Consider the following 12,946-nt stretch of genomic DNA (forward strand, 5'->3'; position numbering starts at 1 on the left):
TTTAGGAAGGGCGCATCATAACAGTCTCGCCGGATCGTTCCGCGGCACCCGTGGCAGTTGCGAAAAGCCCGGGATGCCACCCCGCCCGTTCATTTTTATGCACGCCCGGGCCCGGCAACTCATTCGCGCCAATAGCGGGCCTCGCGCTGGCGCCACTTGGCCGCCACGCTGGGCGGCCCGTCTGGCGGGAAGTCCACCTGGAGCCCTCCCGTCACTGCAGTATTGAGCCAGGGGACCCCAGCCTCGTCATAACGCTCCATCACCCGTGGATTCGGGTGGTGGAAGCGATTACGCCAACCGGACGAGACCAGCGCCAACTGCGGCTGCAGGGTAGAAATAAAGGGCGCACCCGACGATGTCTTGCTGCCGTGGTGTGGCACCGACAGCACCAAGGGTGGCCCCGGCGGAACCGCCTCGGCCACGGCGGGTTCGGCCTTAGTGGTGATATCGCCCGTCAGCAAAGCCCGGCCGCCCTTCCCTTCAATCAAAAGCACACAGGACCGGTCGTTGGCCGGCCCGACCGCCTCGCTGGAGGGCGGCAGCACATGCACGGTCACGCCATCCCAGGACCACGACTGGCCCGCCATGCAGGGCTTCATGGCAATCGGCATCCGCTCCGGTTCGCCGGAATACCGTTCGGCGCCGGGATACGCGGCAGCCACCGCAGGGATACCACCGGCGTGATCGTTGTCGGCGTGGCTGGCGATCAGCACATCAAGGCGATGGATACCCAATGCATGCATGGAAGGAAGCACGACAGCCTCGCCCAGGTCGAACTCGGAGGGATATCGCGCCCCGGCGTCATAGAGCAACGCGTGATGCTGGGTGCGCACAAGTATCGACAAACCCTGACCCACATCGAGCATCCACAGCTGAAAGCCGCCTTGCACGGGTATATCGCGCTGGGGCCACAGCAGCGGCAAGAACAACAGCCCTGCCATCCACCGCATTGGCATGCCACGCGGCATGAACAGCCACAACGCCCCGAGCGTGGCCAACAACAGCGCCCACCAGGTGATCTCCGGCAAATACCAGTGCGCACCTGGCCAGGTAGCCATGTGCTCCAGCAACCACCACTGCGCGTGGGACAACCATCCCGCCAACTGGAACACCGGCCCAGCCAGCGGCGGATACATCCCGAGCATGATCATGCCCACCAAGGTGACGGGCACGATCACGAAGCTCACAAACGGCACCGCGATGAGGTTGGACAGCGCCCCCACCAGCGACGACTCACCGAAGAACCACATGGTCAACGGCATCAGTGAGAGCGTCATCACCATCTGCCCCGCCGACAGCTCATGCAGGAAGCCCCGAAAACCCCGGCTTCGCTCGGTCATGCAAAGCATGAGAAACGCCACACCGATAAACGACAACCAGAAACCCGCCGTAAGCACACTCAAAGGATCAACCAGCAACACCGACACCAAGGCAAGCGCCAGCGATTGCGGTCCGGTTGGTTGGCGGCGGCAGCAGCGTGCACACGCCACCACCGTGATCATCAACAGCGTGCGCACCGTTGGAAGTCCGAAACCAGCCAATGCGCTGTAGGTACCCGACGCCAACATGGCCATGGCCGCCAGCATCTGTGGTCTTGGTAGACGCAAGCCCAAGCCCGGCCACAGGGCGTAAAGCAAGCGCGCCAGCCAAACGCCGAATAGCGCGGCCACGCCGACATGAAACCCGGAGATGGCGATGAGGTGAGGGATGCCATTGGCGCGCGCTACTTCCCAGTCATGCTGGCTCAGTCCTCGGATATCGCCGACCGAGAACGCGCGCAGCAGCGCCACGTCATGCTCGTCGGAAACGCGCGCCGCAATGCCGCGACTGATCGCATCGCGCACCCGATCAATACAAAAGCCCGGGTGCGAAAGCAGCGCATTCGATGTGTCGTTGCGTACGTAGCCCACGGCAACGATGTGGCGCTCAAGCGCGCTGCGTTCGCTGTCGCTGCCGCCGGGATTGACCAGTCCACGCGGGCGCCTCAGACGCAGGGTCACAGACCATCGGCTGCAAGGTGCTACGTCAGGCGCATCGTTGTACCAGCTCACACGCACTCGCCCGTTCAACTCGAGCGGCAATCCGTTCAATGTCGCCTGCTCTACGGAAAGCAGAAAACCCGTGGCATCGTCGCGGACCAGGGGCAAACTCACCACCTGTCCAACGACACGCACATCCTGCCCTTCCAAGTCGCGAGGCAAGCGCGCATCCATGCCTATGCTGCCACGCCAGCAAGCCCAGGCTGCGCCGAGAAGGCACCATGCGAGTGCGCGCCAGGAACCACCTCGCCAGATCAAGGCTAACGCCACCAACGACAACGCCACGCATGACCAGCGCGGCGGGAGTACGACCAACCATTGCACCGCGAGTACGCCAAGCAACAGCATGACGCCGGGCACGAGCGCCCCATCCTTACGCACCATCCATCCCCTTGCGAGTGGAGAAGGACAGGTTAGTGCCCAGGCATCAGTGGCGAGGCCGAAATACGTGTAGGGATAGGATCAAAAAGGCCGCCTTGCGGCGGCCAGCGTGATCAGGCGTGAACCTTTTCGATCAGCACGCCGTTGTGCAGTTCGAGCGTGCGATCCATACGCGCGGCAAGTCGGTTGTCGTGCGTAACCAGGATGAAGCTGGTGCCGATCTCCCGATTGAGTTCCAGCATCAGCTCATACACGTGTGCTGCATTGCCTTCGTCCAGGTTGCCGGTCGGCTCGTCACCCAGCACCACCGCCGGTCGCGTCACCAGGGCTCGCGCCACCGCACAACGCTGACGCTCACCACCAGAGAGTTCGGACGGCTTGTGATCCACTCGCTTGCCCAAACCGACGCGACCCAGCAGATCCGCCGCCTGCTTCTCCGCTTCGGCAATGGCGACGCCGCGAATCAGCAGCGGCATACACACGTTTTCCAAAGCGGTGAATTCGGGCAGCAGGTGATGAAACTGGTAGATAAAACCCATCGACCGATTGCGCACGCGACCGCGATCCGCATCGGAAAGGCTGGACAGGTTTTGCCCTTCCACTTCCACTTCGCCACGCGTCAGCGTGTCCAGGCCGCCAAGAATGTGCAGCAAGGTGCTCTTGCCTGAGCCCGACGCGCCCACGATGGCAAGTGTCTCGCCACGGTTCAACGTAAAACTGACGTCGGACAGCACGTCGGTCTTCAGATCACCTTCTTCGTAGGTCTTGGCAATATGACTGGCGCGCATCACCACGCCGCTATGGGTGTTCATCGGCTTATTCATAACGCAGCGCCTGCGCAGGCTGGGTGCGCGACGCACGCCAGGCGGGATAAAGGGTGGCCAACAGCGAGAACAGGAAGGTGATGAGCGCCACCCAGGCCACGTCGCCGCCGTCGAGTTTGCTCGGCAGTTCGCTGATGTAATAGACGTCCGGCGACAGGAAAGTCACACCCGTGACGTGTTCGATCCACTTCACGATGCCCGGCAACTTCCACGACAACAGTGAGCCCAGCGCGACGCCGAAGCCCATGCCGACGAAACCGACCAGCACACCTTGCACCATGAACATGCCCATGATGCTGCGTGGCGTCGAACCCAGTGTACGCAGGATGGCGATGTCGGCCTGCTTGTCCGTCACCAGCATCATCAACATCGAAATGAGGTTGATCACCGCCACCAGGATGATCAGGGAGAGAATGATGAACATCACCTTCTTCTCCATCGAAATGGCAGAGAAGAAGTTGGCGTGACTGTCCATCCAGGTTTCCACGCGATAGACCTGCCCCAGTTGGTCCGCCAGTTCACGAGCGACTTCCCGCGCATTGAACATGTCGTCGAGTTTCAGGCGGATGCCGGTCGGGCCACCCAGGCGATTGAGCCGTTGGGCATCGGTCATGTTGACCAGTGCCAGGCCGGAATCAAACTCCTGCATGCCCATTTCGAACACACCGGACACGGTGAAGGTGCGCAAGGCGGGCACGCTGCCGGTGATCGGCGAGGACTGGAACGAAGGCACGGCGACAATGACCTTGTCACCCACCGTCACGCCCAATTGCATCGCTAGCTCGCGGCCCAGTACGACATTCCAGCTACCCGGCGTCAGGTCGGTGAGTTTGCCTTCGACCATGTGCTGGTCGAGGTCCGACACCCTGGGTTCCTGGTCGGGTTCGATGCCGCGCAACAGGCCACCGGTGGAGCGACGAGCCTGCAGAAAGGCCTCACTTTCCACATAAGGCGCAGCACCCTTCACGTGCTGGTTGGCCTCGGCAATCTTCACGGCGCGAGGCCAATCCACGACCGCCTGCCCCGGCATGCCTGAGACGGTGGCATGCGAGATGGCACCCAGGACTCGCGTGCGCAGCTCGTCGCCGAAGCCGTTCATCACCGACATCACCGTGATCAGCGCGGTCACGCTGATGGCGATGCACACGATGGAAACGGTGGAAATAAACGAGATGAACTGATTGCGACGCTTGGCACGCGTGTAGCGCAGGCCGATGAAAAGCTCTAGCGGTCGAAACATAGGGCGGTCGCTTAGTGAGGTCGAAAGGGCTGGCCGCCCGAAGATTGCCGATTATCGCCTGATACGCGGCTAAACCGTAGGACCACGTTTTTCGGGAAGAGTGCCCGCTACTTGCAGGCCTGCCGGCGCAGGCAACGCCAGGCGCATGCGTAGACGGCGGCGGATATCCGCGTCGCTGTTATCGGGTGCCAGCAACAGCGACAAGCCGCCACGACCTGGCGTCTGGAGCCTTAGCCAGACGACCGAAGCCCCGAATGCACGAGAAGCCTGCAGCGTGGCCGCCACATCGTCGTCGCCGGCCAGACGCAGGCTCCAGCCACCGTCCCGGCTCCAGCCTGCGGCTGTTACTGGCGAACGGGCCACACGCTTGATCGTGCGCCACGTTGCAGCTACGAGCACCAGGGTCAGCGATAACCTCAACGACCCGTGGAGCCCACTGAGCCAGATCGCCAGCATGGCGAGGACCGACACCGTCCAAAGCAGACGGCCTAACCCATTCGAGGGGCGATATTCAAAGCCGATGGCGGGCGCGGATGTCATCGATGATGGCCTGCCAGTCCGGGCGGGTCGCCTTGGCGTGCCCCATCACCCAGTCCCACAGGTCCGGGTCCTGCACGTCCAGCAATTCATCGAATGCCTGGCGCTGGGCTTCGTCCGCGCCGGCGAAACGTTCGTCCAGCCAGCCGCCAAACAGGGCGTCCAGTTCACGGGTGCCGCGGCGGGTGCGCCAGCGGAGGCGTTTGATGCGGGCTTCGTCCATTGCGGAATGCCTTCTACCTGCTTCCTCTCCCCTCCGGGGAGAGGACTGAGGTGAGGGGTCAATATTGCCGCGGTCTGGCAAGTGGCAACTCTTTCGCGAGCACCCACCCCTCACCCTAACCCTCTCCCCGCAGGGGAGAGGGAACAAGGTGCATCGCTTACGCGCGACGCTCGACGATCAGCTTCTTGATCTCCGCAATCGCCTTGGCCGGGTTCAGACCCTTCGGGCAAGTGCGCGCGCAGTTCATGATGGTGTGGCAGCGATACAGCTTGAACGGATCTTCCAGATCGTCCAGGCGAGCACCGGTGTCCTCATCGCGACTGTCCACGATCCAGCGGTAAGCCTGCAGCAGAATGGCAGGACCGAGGTAACGGTCGCCATTCCACCAATAGCTCGGGCAGCTGGTCGAGCAGCACGCGCACAGGATACACTCGTAAAGACCATCAAGCTTCTTGCGGTCTTCCGGCGACTGCAGGCGCTCCTTGTCGGCCGGCGCCGGGCTCTGCGTACGCAGCCAGGGCTTGATCGAGGCGAACTGCGCGTAGAAGTGCGTCAGGTCGGGCACCAGATCCTTCACCACCGGCATGTGCGGCAGCGGATAGATCTTCACGTCGCCCGAGGCGCAGTCTTCGATGGCCTTGGTACAGGCCAGCGTATTGGTGCCATCGATGTTCATCGCGCACGAACCGCAAATGCCTTCACGGCACGAACGGCGCAGCGTGAGCGTCGAATCGATTTCGTTCTTGATCTTCAGCAGGGCGTCCAGAACCATCGGGCCGCACGAAGCCATATCGACTTCGTACGTATCGATGCGCGGGTTCTGACCGTCGTCCGGCGACCAGCGATAGATGCGGAACGTCCGCGGCTTCTTCGCGTCCTTGGCCGGAAAGTGCTTGCCCGGCTGGACCTTGGAATTCTTGGGTAGCGAAAACTCTGCCACAGTGGCTCTCCAGTCCGGGTATCAGTAAGTGCGCTTCTTGGGCGGCACGACTTCGACGTCGTTCGTCATGGTGTACATGTGCACCGGACGGAAGTCGAAGCTGGCCTTGCCCGTCTCGTCGACGGACACCATGGTGTGCTTCTGCCAGGTGGCGTCGTCACGATCCGGGAAGTCCTCGCGGGCGTGAGCGCCGCGGCTCTCGTGACGCTGCTCGGCCGAGTACATAGTGGCCACGGCCTGGTCCAGCAAGTTCGCCAGTTCCAACGTCTCGATCAGGTCGGAGTTCCACACCAGCGAGCGATCGCTGACGCCGACGTCCTTGAACGACTCGCGGACCATGGAGATCTTCTCGCAGCCTTCCTTGAGCGACTCGCCGGTACGGAACACGGCCGCATCCGACTGCATGGTGCGCTGCATTTCGGCGCGGATCTTCGCGGTCGGCAGGCTGCCCTTGGCATTACGCAGACCGTCGAAGCGTTCCAGTGCCTTGTCCAGCACGCTGGCCGGCAGATCCTTGTGCGGCGTTTCCGGTTTGATGATTTCGGCGCAACGGTGCGACACGGCGCGACCAAACACCACCAAATCGAGCAGCGAGTTCGAGCCCAGGCGGTTGGCGCCATGCACCGACACGCAAGCCGCTTCGCCGATGGCGAACAGGCCCGGCACGACGGCGTCGACATTGTCGCCGCGCTTCTGCACCACTTCGCCGTGATAGTTGGTGGGGATGCCGCCCATGTTGTAGTGCACGGTCGGGATGACCGGGATCGGCTCCTTGGTCACGTCCACGCCAGCGAAGATGCGCGCCGACTCGGCAATGCCCGGCAGGCGTTCGTGAATCACGTTCGCGCCAAGGTGCATCAGGTTGATGTGGATGTGGTCCTTGTGCTCGCCCACGCCACGGCCTTCGCGGATTTCCATCGTCATGGCGCGGCTGACCACGTCACGCGAAGCGAGATCCTTGGCGTTCGGCGCATAGCGCTCCATGAAACGCTCGCCGTTGGAGTTGGTGAGGTAACCGCCCTCGCCACGCACGCCTTCGGTGATCAGGCAGCCCGAACCGTAGATGCCGGTCGGGTGGAACTGCACGAACTCCATGTCCTGCAGCGCAAGGCCCGCGCGCAGCACCATGCCGCCACCGTCGCCGGTGCAGGTATGCGCCGAGGTGGCGCTGAAGTAGGCACGGCCGTAACCACCGGTAGCAAGCACCACCGAATGTCCGCGGAAGAAGTGCAGCGTACCCTCGTTCATGTCCAGCGCGAGCACGCCGCGGCACACACCCTCTTCGTCGAAGATGAGGTCGATGGCGAAGTACTCGATAAAGAATGTGGCGTCATGCGCCAGCGCCTGCTGGTACAGCGTGTGCAGAATGGCGTGGCCGGTACGGTCGGCCGCTGCGCAGGTGCGCTGCGCGGTGCCTTTGCCGTAGTGCGTGGTCATGCCACCGAACGGACGCTGGTAGATCTTGCCTTCCTCGGTACGCGAGAACGGCACGCCGTAGTGCTCCAGCTCGATGATGGCGGGAATCGCCTCACGGCACATGTACTCGATCGCATCCTGGTCGCCGAGCCAGTCGGAACCCTTGATCGTGTCGTAGAAGTGGAAGCGCCAATCGTCTTCGCCCATGTTGCCGAGCGCGGCGGAGATACCGCCCTGCGCCGCCACGGTGTGCGAACGCGTCGGGAACACCTTGGTGATGCACGCGGCCTTGAGGCCCTTCTCGGCCAGGCCGAAGGTGGCGCGCAGGCCCGCGCCACCGGCGCCGACCACAATCACGTCGTACTTATGCTGTTGGATCTTGTAGCTTTCCATGGAATCAGGCTCCCAGCGCCACGTGCAGCACGGCCATCAATGTGGCCAGCGTGCCGAGCACTGCAATGAACTTCACCAGCACCAGGAGGGCAACTTCCTTCCAGCGCGTATGCACGTAGTCTTCGATCACGATCTGCAGGCCCAGCACCGCGTGCCAGCACACCGTGAGCACGAACGCCACCAGCAGCACCGCGTTCCACGGCTTGGCAACGATCGCCCGCGCGGTCGCGTAGTCGGCATGCAGCAAGCCGAGCACGGTTACCACGAACCACAGGCCAAGAAACACCAGCGCCGTGGCGGTGACTCGCTGAGTCCACCAATGGCCGACACCGGATTGCGCCGAGCCGAGGCCGCGGGCGCGCTTGAGGGGATTGCGCATCAGGTTGCGCACGTCGTGCTGCTGACCGTTCGCACTCATGCCGCACCTCCCGACGTCAGCACATAGGCCCACACGATGATGGTCAGCAGGATGCTGACGATGATCGAGAGCCAGCTGGAACGCACGAATTGCGGAATGGCGTAGCCCATGCCGCCGTCCTGGAGCAGGTGACGGATGCCGTTGCACAGGTGATAGAAGAGCGCCCACGTCCAGCCGAACATCAGTACGCGGCCGATCGGGCTGCCGATGCAGGTCTTGAACTGGTTATAGCTGTCTTCGCCATTGGCGAGGGAGAACACCCCCCACAGCACCAGCAGGGTTCCTACGGAAAGGGCGATGCCGGTAGCGCGATGCACGATGGAGCTCACCATCTGCACTTGCCACTTATATATGCCCATGTGTGGGGAGAGAGGTCGTTGCGTATCTGCCATGGCGGCTATCCTGGGTGGAATCGCTGATGCCCTTTACCGCCCTTCCCTATCTCCGTCACACCGGCGCAATGAGCCGGCGCGGCGGATCAGAAGTCGATACAGCGCCCGTTCTTTTCCCAATCGCCGTAGCGGGTGGGATCTGGGGCCGGCCGCTCCACCGGGGTCTTTTCCGTTGCCGGAACGGCAGGCACGGTCGCTTGCTCCGAGGGAACGGATGCCGGCGAGGACTTAGGTTGGGAGGACGTATCGGACATGGTATGTGAAAGCTGTAAAAGCGTAATACTTGCGTAAATTCAGCACAACCTTGACAGCCGGGCGATCGTCGGCCAGTGGGGCCTCCACACTTGTGCAACTGCCGGCCCGCCCCCAAGCTCGTTCGCCTATGACCACTGACTACTCCGCAGAAACGCTGCTCATCGAAGGCGCCGACGCCCTGACGTTTGCGCAAGGCCAATTCAGCAGCAACGTCAAGGCATTATCTGTCGGGCAATGGCAGTTTAGCGCCTGGCTCGACGCTCAGGGCAGAGTGTGCGCCCTGTTTCATCTGGCGCGTATCGCGGACGATGCTTTTCTGTTGCTGCTGCGCGGCGGCGAAGCTGCGTCGCTGGCACAGTCGCTGCAGCGTTTCGTGTTTCGCGCCAAGCTCAAACTGTCCACACTGCCCGCTCGCACTCTCGGCACCGGATCTGCACTCGACACCTACACCTTCCGTCGTGAAGGCGATACCTACGTCTACGGGTGCGGCACACACAGCCTCGTCATAGGCAGTGCGCATGACGATCACTGGCGGTCGATGCAGCTACGCGAAGGCTGGCCATGGCTTCCAACCGACGCCATCGGCGAATTGCTGCCACAGGCCATTTCCCTGGAGCGATTGCAGGCAGTCGCATTCGACAAAGGTTGCTACCCGGGCCAGGAAATGGTGGCACGCCTGCACTATCGCGGCGGCCTCAAGCGGCATATGCACTGCGTCGTATTGTCGCCATCGCTCGCCGGGGGCACCGTCCTGCGCCAGAACGGCAAGATCATTGGCCAGTTGCTCGATGCAGTCACCGATGAACACGACAGCATGGCACTTGCCGTCGTCGATGATGATGTCGTCCATCTGCCGGAAAACCAGACGTCCATACATATCGACGAAGACATCACACTGCGAGTTGTACACAGCTGGTCGGCGTAAGAAACAATGTCGCAAATCACCACGCTCAGAAGTATCAATGTGAGCGTGACGTGAACAAAGGCACTTGCCAGAAGCGGAACCGGCCACTAGGCTCCGCCAACCAAATCGAATGGCACCCACCGCCCGAGGTGCCAATATTACGCGACGAACCGGAAGGGTCCGGATCAGCGCGACCCGACAGAAATGTCGGAGTACATGCCGCCATAAGCGCGGATGCAGTTGCAGGCAACGTGGTCTTTAGTACCCGAGCATCGCTTTGCAGCACAACACAATCTGAGTAGCGCCGGACCGCTGCTCGACTGGCCACAATCCCGTGGCGAACCGCCTGACCACAAGTTTCGGTGCAGGCGTTTAATCCAGGTGGAACGGCCTGCCCGCCCGTCCACCGCAACGGCGCACCGAAGTCAGCAGTAACGACCTCGTCGCGTACAGCACGTTGGAGGCAGATTATGAAACTTTCCATGCTGTTGTGGCTGGCGTCCGTGCTACCCCAACCCCTCGCGGACCAGACCTGCCTGGCCACGACGGTGTATCTCGAGGCACGCAGTGAGTCGACCATCGGTCAATACGCCGTGGCCGAGGTTGCTCTTCGTCGTCGCGATCGCGGCACCTGGGGCGATAGCGTTTGTGAGGTTGTCACCTCACCGCGTCAGTTTGCACTAACGACAACTGCAAGCAGTTTTGAAGTGACCGACCTCAACTCCTGGACCAAGGCCTGGAAGATTGCTGGCGACTCGATCAGCAACTGGAGCCTGCCAACCGGAGAGCGCACGGTGTACGTGCCGCAGGCAGATCATTTCGCAACGCTTGCATCATCGCCCGCCTGGTCGACCAAGCGCGTCAAGACCATTGGCGATCACGCGTTCTATGCTGTAAGCAACTAAGCACAGCAATAAGTCATAAAAAAGGCCCTCGCGAGAGGGCCTTTTCATTTGGACGTCTATACGCCTATTTATCAGAGGCGATAAACCAGGTTATTGCGGATCTGCACATAGTCGCCAGGGCGAACCTGCGGATCGGCTGCCTGCGTCACGGTGGCGTAACGACCATCATCAAGCTTGACCGTCACCTGCCACGCCACATCCGGGCTGCTGTTGTTCTTGCCAACCTGGTTGCCGATGGCACCACCAGCCACCGCACCAGCAACCGTCGTGAGGGTCTTACCGGTACCACCGCCGAACTGGTTGCCAATCACACCACCGGCGATACCACCGATGACCATGCCCAGCGGGGACGAACCCTTCTGCGTCTCGATCTGACGAATGTCACTCACCACGCCACACTGCTCACAACGATTGGAAGCACCGCTATAGGTCACCTGACGTTGCGGCGGTGTTTCACATCCCGAAAGAAGCGCTACAGCGGTTACAAGTCCTAAGACAACCAAATGTCTAAGCAGTGTCTGCATGGCGTGAATCCTCAGTGAGCGTCAGAGACGGCTACCACACCTTCCTGTACCTGCAGCCTGTCGCCCGGATCGTGATCCATTCGTACAGTGCGGGTTACACCGTTGTACTCGTAAGTCACGTCATACGCCACCACCCGGTCTCCCGAGCTGCCAGCCACGGTATTACAGCGTCGCTGCGTGCTCTGCTGCGTGGCGTTCTCTTGGTGATTCTTCTGGATTTCGTGACCGGCATAACCGCCGCCCACCGCACCCGCCACGGTGGCGAGCGTGCGACCCTTGCCGCCGCCGATCTGGTTACCCAACAGGCCACCTGCGACCGCACCGATGGCGGTACCGGCGATCTGGTGCGTGTCCTGCACCGGCTTGTGCGTGGTGACCACCTCGTCATGGCACACCTGCTGCGGCGCGCCGGCAGCCTCACGCACCGGGGTCACACGGACCACACGTGCGTACTTGGCTCCGTTAGAACCGCCTTCCTGCTGCGCCATGGCACCCACGCCACCGTCAGCATTCGCGTCCCGATTGCACGCCGAAAGACCAAACACCAATACACCGGCAAAACCGACGTGCAGCGCCGAAACAACCAACCTGTTCATAATGCTCTCCTGTCTGGACCGGCGGAGCGCCCCCGCTCCTGCTCGAATTCGATCCCAGCATAAACATTGAACCTCTAGGTCACTGAATGTTTGCTTAGATCGAGACCGCCCATTTTTTCAAACTCAGGACGCCTGAAACTGTGCTCGAACTCACCGACAGCCATGCGCATATCGACGATGAGAGCTTCTCAGCCGATCGACAGGCCATGTTTCAGCGTGCTAGCGATGCCGGCGTCCGCCATATCGTGGTGCCGGCCATCGACCAGACCTCATGGGCGCGCATCACTACCCTTTGCGCAAGCTACCCGCAAGCCCACCCCGCCTATGGGCTGCATCCGATCTATCTGGACCAGCACCAGCCCGGCCACCTCGACGCGCTGGTGGCCCAGCTTCAAACGCATCACGCGGTGGCCGTGGGCGAGATCGGCCTGGATTTCTTTCTGCCCGAAATCGACCCGCAGCGCCAGCGCGAGTATTTCCAACGCCAGTTGCGCATTGCGCGCGACTTCGACCTTCCCGTGATTGTGCACGCGCGTCGCGCCATGGATGAAGTCACCTCCACCATGAAGCGCATGGGCGGATTGCGCGGCGTCGTACACAGTTTCTCGGGCAGCCTGCAACAGGCGCAACGGCTGTGGGACATGGGCTTCCACATCGGCATCGGCGGCCCGGTGACCTACGAACGGGCTCAACGACTCCGCGCCATTGTGGCCAGCATGCCCCTTGATCGGCTGCTGCTGGAAACGGATGCGCCCGACCAACCCGGCGCCTGTCATCGCGGGCAGCGCAATGAGCCAGCTCATCTCGATGAAGTGCTGCAAGTGATTGCACAGCTGCGTCACGAAAGCGAAACATCTGTGGCGGCAGCCACCACTCAGAACGCGAAGAACCTGTTTCAGTTTGCCTAGAGACTTGTGGGTGCCACAAAGGCGGTGTTAGCCTAATAGTTCACCAGCGAA

The 12,946-nt window shown here is 61.9% G+C and carries 15 protein-coding genes; 3 read left to right on the forward strand and 12 right to left on the reverse strand.

The window, feature by feature from the left end:
• Nucleotides 1–119 precede the first annotated feature (119 nt).
• From AC0GUR_RS05190 to AC0GUR_RS05235, 10 genes are all read right to left on the reverse strand, one after another.
• Nucleotides 120–2,423, reverse strand: a complete 2,304-nt coding sequence (locus AC0GUR_RS05190; RefSeq protein WP_472876409.1) for a DNA internalization-related competence protein ComEC/Rec2 — start codon at nucleotides 2,421–2,423, stop codon at nucleotides 120–122.
• Nucleotides 2,424–2,533: 110 nt separating this feature from the next.
• Nucleotides 2,534–3,244 (reverse strand): lipoprotein-releasing ABC transporter ATP-binding protein LolD, encoded by a 711-nt coding sequence (gene lolD, locus AC0GUR_RS05195; RefSeq protein ID WP_472876410.1) that lies wholly within the window; start codon nucleotides 3,242–3,244, stop codon nucleotides 2,534–2,536.
• The gene (locus tag AC0GUR_RS05200) at nucleotides 3,237–4,484 is read right to left on the reverse strand and encodes a lipoprotein-releasing ABC transporter permease subunit (protein WP_472876411.1); all 1,248 of its coding nucleotides are present in this window, start codon (nucleotides 4,482–4,484) and stop codon (nucleotides 3,237–3,239) included. Before AC0GUR_RS05200 ends, lolD begins: the two co-directional genes overlap by 8 nt.
• A 69-nt stretch (nucleotides 4,485–4,553) precedes the next feature.
• Nucleotides 4,554–5,024 carry a protein YgfX gene (locus AC0GUR_RS05205; protein WP_472876412.1) on the reverse strand — a complete coding sequence of 157 codons (471 nt, stop codon included), beginning with the start codon at nucleotides 5,022–5,024 and terminating at the stop codon, nucleotides 4,554–4,556.
• The gene (locus tag AC0GUR_RS05210) at nucleotides 4,996–5,244 is read right to left on the reverse strand and encodes an FAD assembly factor SdhE (RefSeq protein WP_201315260.1); all 249 of its coding nucleotides are present in this window, start codon (nucleotides 5,242–5,244) and stop codon (nucleotides 4,996–4,998) included. The genes AC0GUR_RS05205 and AC0GUR_RS05210 overlap by 29 nt, the downstream gene beginning before the upstream one ends.
• Nucleotides 5,245–5,401: 157 nt before the next feature.
• Nucleotides 5,402–6,184 carry a succinate dehydrogenase iron-sulfur subunit gene (locus AC0GUR_RS05215; RefSeq protein WP_114823391.1) on the reverse strand — a complete coding sequence of 261 codons (783 nt, stop codon included), beginning with the start codon at nucleotides 6,182–6,184 and terminating at the stop codon, nucleotides 5,402–5,404.
• Between the two features lie 21 nt (nucleotides 6,185–6,205).
• Complete coding sequence (sdhA, locus tag AC0GUR_RS05220) at nucleotides 6,206–7,993, reverse strand: succinate dehydrogenase flavoprotein subunit (RefSeq protein WP_472876413.1); 1,788 nt, start codon at nucleotides 7,991–7,993, stop codon at nucleotides 6,206–6,208.
• Nucleotides 7,994–7,997: 4 nt separating this feature from the next.
• Nucleotides 7,998–8,411: a succinate dehydrogenase, hydrophobic membrane anchor protein gene (gene sdhD / locus AC0GUR_RS05225; protein ID WP_472876414.1), complete on the reverse strand. Its 414-nt coding sequence runs from the start codon at nucleotides 8,409–8,411 to the stop codon at nucleotides 7,998–8,000.
• Nucleotides 8,408–8,803, reverse strand: a complete 396-nt coding sequence (gene sdhC, locus AC0GUR_RS05230; protein WP_472876415.1) for a succinate dehydrogenase, cytochrome b556 subunit — start codon at nucleotides 8,801–8,803, stop codon at nucleotides 8,408–8,410. Before sdhC ends, sdhD begins: the two co-directional genes overlap by 4 nt.
• 86 nt (nucleotides 8,804–8,889) lie before the next feature.
• Nucleotides 8,890–9,057, reverse strand: coding sequence for a DUF1674 domain-containing protein (locus AC0GUR_RS05235; RefSeq protein WP_472876416.1), 168 nt, complete (start codon nucleotides 9,055–9,057; stop codon nucleotides 8,890–8,892).
• A gap of 128 nt (nucleotides 9,058–9,185) precedes the next feature.
• Here AC0GUR_RS05235 and ygfZ point away from each other — a divergent pair, with 128 nt between their 5' ends.
• Nucleotides 9,186–9,983, forward strand: coding sequence for a CAF17-like 4Fe-4S cluster assembly/insertion protein YgfZ (gene ygfZ, locus AC0GUR_RS05240; RefSeq protein WP_472876417.1), 798 nt, complete (start codon nucleotides 9,186–9,188; stop codon nucleotides 9,981–9,983).
• Between the two features lie 449 nt (nucleotides 9,984–10,432).
• Complete coding sequence (locus tag AC0GUR_RS05245; RefSeq protein ID WP_472876418.1) at nucleotides 10,433–10,867, forward strand: cell wall hydrolase; 435 nt, start codon at nucleotides 10,433–10,435, stop codon at nucleotides 10,865–10,867.
• 71 nt (nucleotides 10,868–10,938) lie between these two features.
• Here AC0GUR_RS05245 and AC0GUR_RS05250 read toward each other — a convergent pair whose 3' ends face one another.
• Both AC0GUR_RS05250 and AC0GUR_RS05255 read right to left on the reverse strand, forming a co-directional pair.
• The gene (locus AC0GUR_RS05250) at nucleotides 10,939–11,256 is read right to left on the reverse strand and encodes a glycine zipper 2TM domain-containing protein (protein ID WP_472876419.1); all 318 of its coding nucleotides are present in this window, start codon (nucleotides 11,254–11,256) and stop codon (nucleotides 10,939–10,941) included.
• Nucleotides 11,257–11,402: 146 nt separating this feature from the next.
• On the reverse strand, nucleotides 11,403–11,987 hold the full coding sequence (locus AC0GUR_RS05255; RefSeq protein ID WP_472876420.1) for a glycine zipper 2TM domain-containing protein: 585 nt from the start codon (nucleotides 11,985–11,987) through the stop codon (nucleotides 11,403–11,405).
• Nucleotides 11,988–12,127: 140 nt separating this feature from the next.
• On the opposite strand from AC0GUR_RS05255, the gene AC0GUR_RS05260 reads away from it, so the two are divergent.
• The gene (locus tag AC0GUR_RS05260; RefSeq protein WP_472876421.1) at nucleotides 12,128–12,895 is read left to right on the forward strand and encodes a TatD family hydrolase; all 768 of its coding nucleotides are present in this window, start codon (nucleotides 12,128–12,130) and stop codon (nucleotides 12,893–12,895) included.
• Nucleotides 12,896–12,946 lie beyond the last annotated feature (51 nt).

This window comes from Dyella sp. PARNA 12/25 (assembly GCF_055702865.1).

Excerpts from the sequence above, each read along its gene's own strand:
- AC0GUR_RS05190 (WP_472876409.1), bottom strand. The coding sequence starts at position 2,423 with ATGGTGCGTAAGGATGGGGCGCTCGTGCCCGGCGTCATGCTGTTGCTT.
- lolD (WP_472876410.1), bottom strand. The coding sequence starts at position 3,244 with ATGAATAAGCCGATGAACACCCATAGCGGCGTGGTGATGCGCGCCAGT.
- AC0GUR_RS05200 (WP_472876411.1), bottom strand. The coding sequence starts at position 4,484 with ATGTTTCGACCGCTAGAGCTTTTCATCGGCCTGCGCTACACGCGTGCC.
- AC0GUR_RS05205 (WP_472876412.1), bottom strand. The coding sequence starts at position 5,024 with ATGACATCCGCGCCCGCCATCGGCTTTGAATATCGCCCCTCGAATGGG.
- AC0GUR_RS05210 (WP_201315260.1), bottom strand. The coding sequence starts at position 5,244 with ATGGACGAAGCCCGCATCAAACGCCTCCGCTGGCGCACCCGCCGCGGC.
- sdhA (WP_472876413.1), bottom strand. The coding sequence starts at position 7,993 with ATGGAAAGCTACAAGATCCAACAGCATAAGTACGACGTGATTGTGGTC.
- sdhD (WP_472876414.1), bottom strand. The coding sequence starts at position 8,411 with ATGAGTGCGAACGGTCAGCAGCACGACGTGCGCAACCTGATGCGCAAT.
- sdhC (WP_472876415.1), bottom strand. The coding sequence starts at position 8,803 with ATGGCAGATACGCAACGACCTCTCTCCCCACACATGGGCATATATAAG.
- AC0GUR_RS05235 (WP_472876416.1), bottom strand. The coding sequence starts at position 9,057 with ATGTCCGATACGTCCTCCCAACCTAAGTCCTCGCCGGCATCCGTTCCC.
- ygfZ (WP_472876417.1), top strand. The coding sequence starts at position 9,186 with ATGACCACTGACTACTCCGCAGAAACGCTGCTCATCGAAGGCGCCGAC.
- AC0GUR_RS05245 (WP_472876418.1), top strand. The coding sequence starts at position 10,433 with ATGAAACTTTCCATGCTGTTGTGGCTGGCGTCCGTGCTACCCCAACCC.
- AC0GUR_RS05255 (WP_472876420.1), bottom strand. The coding sequence starts at position 11,987 with ATGAACAGGTTGGTTGTTTCGGCGCTGCACGTCGGTTTTGCCGGTGTA.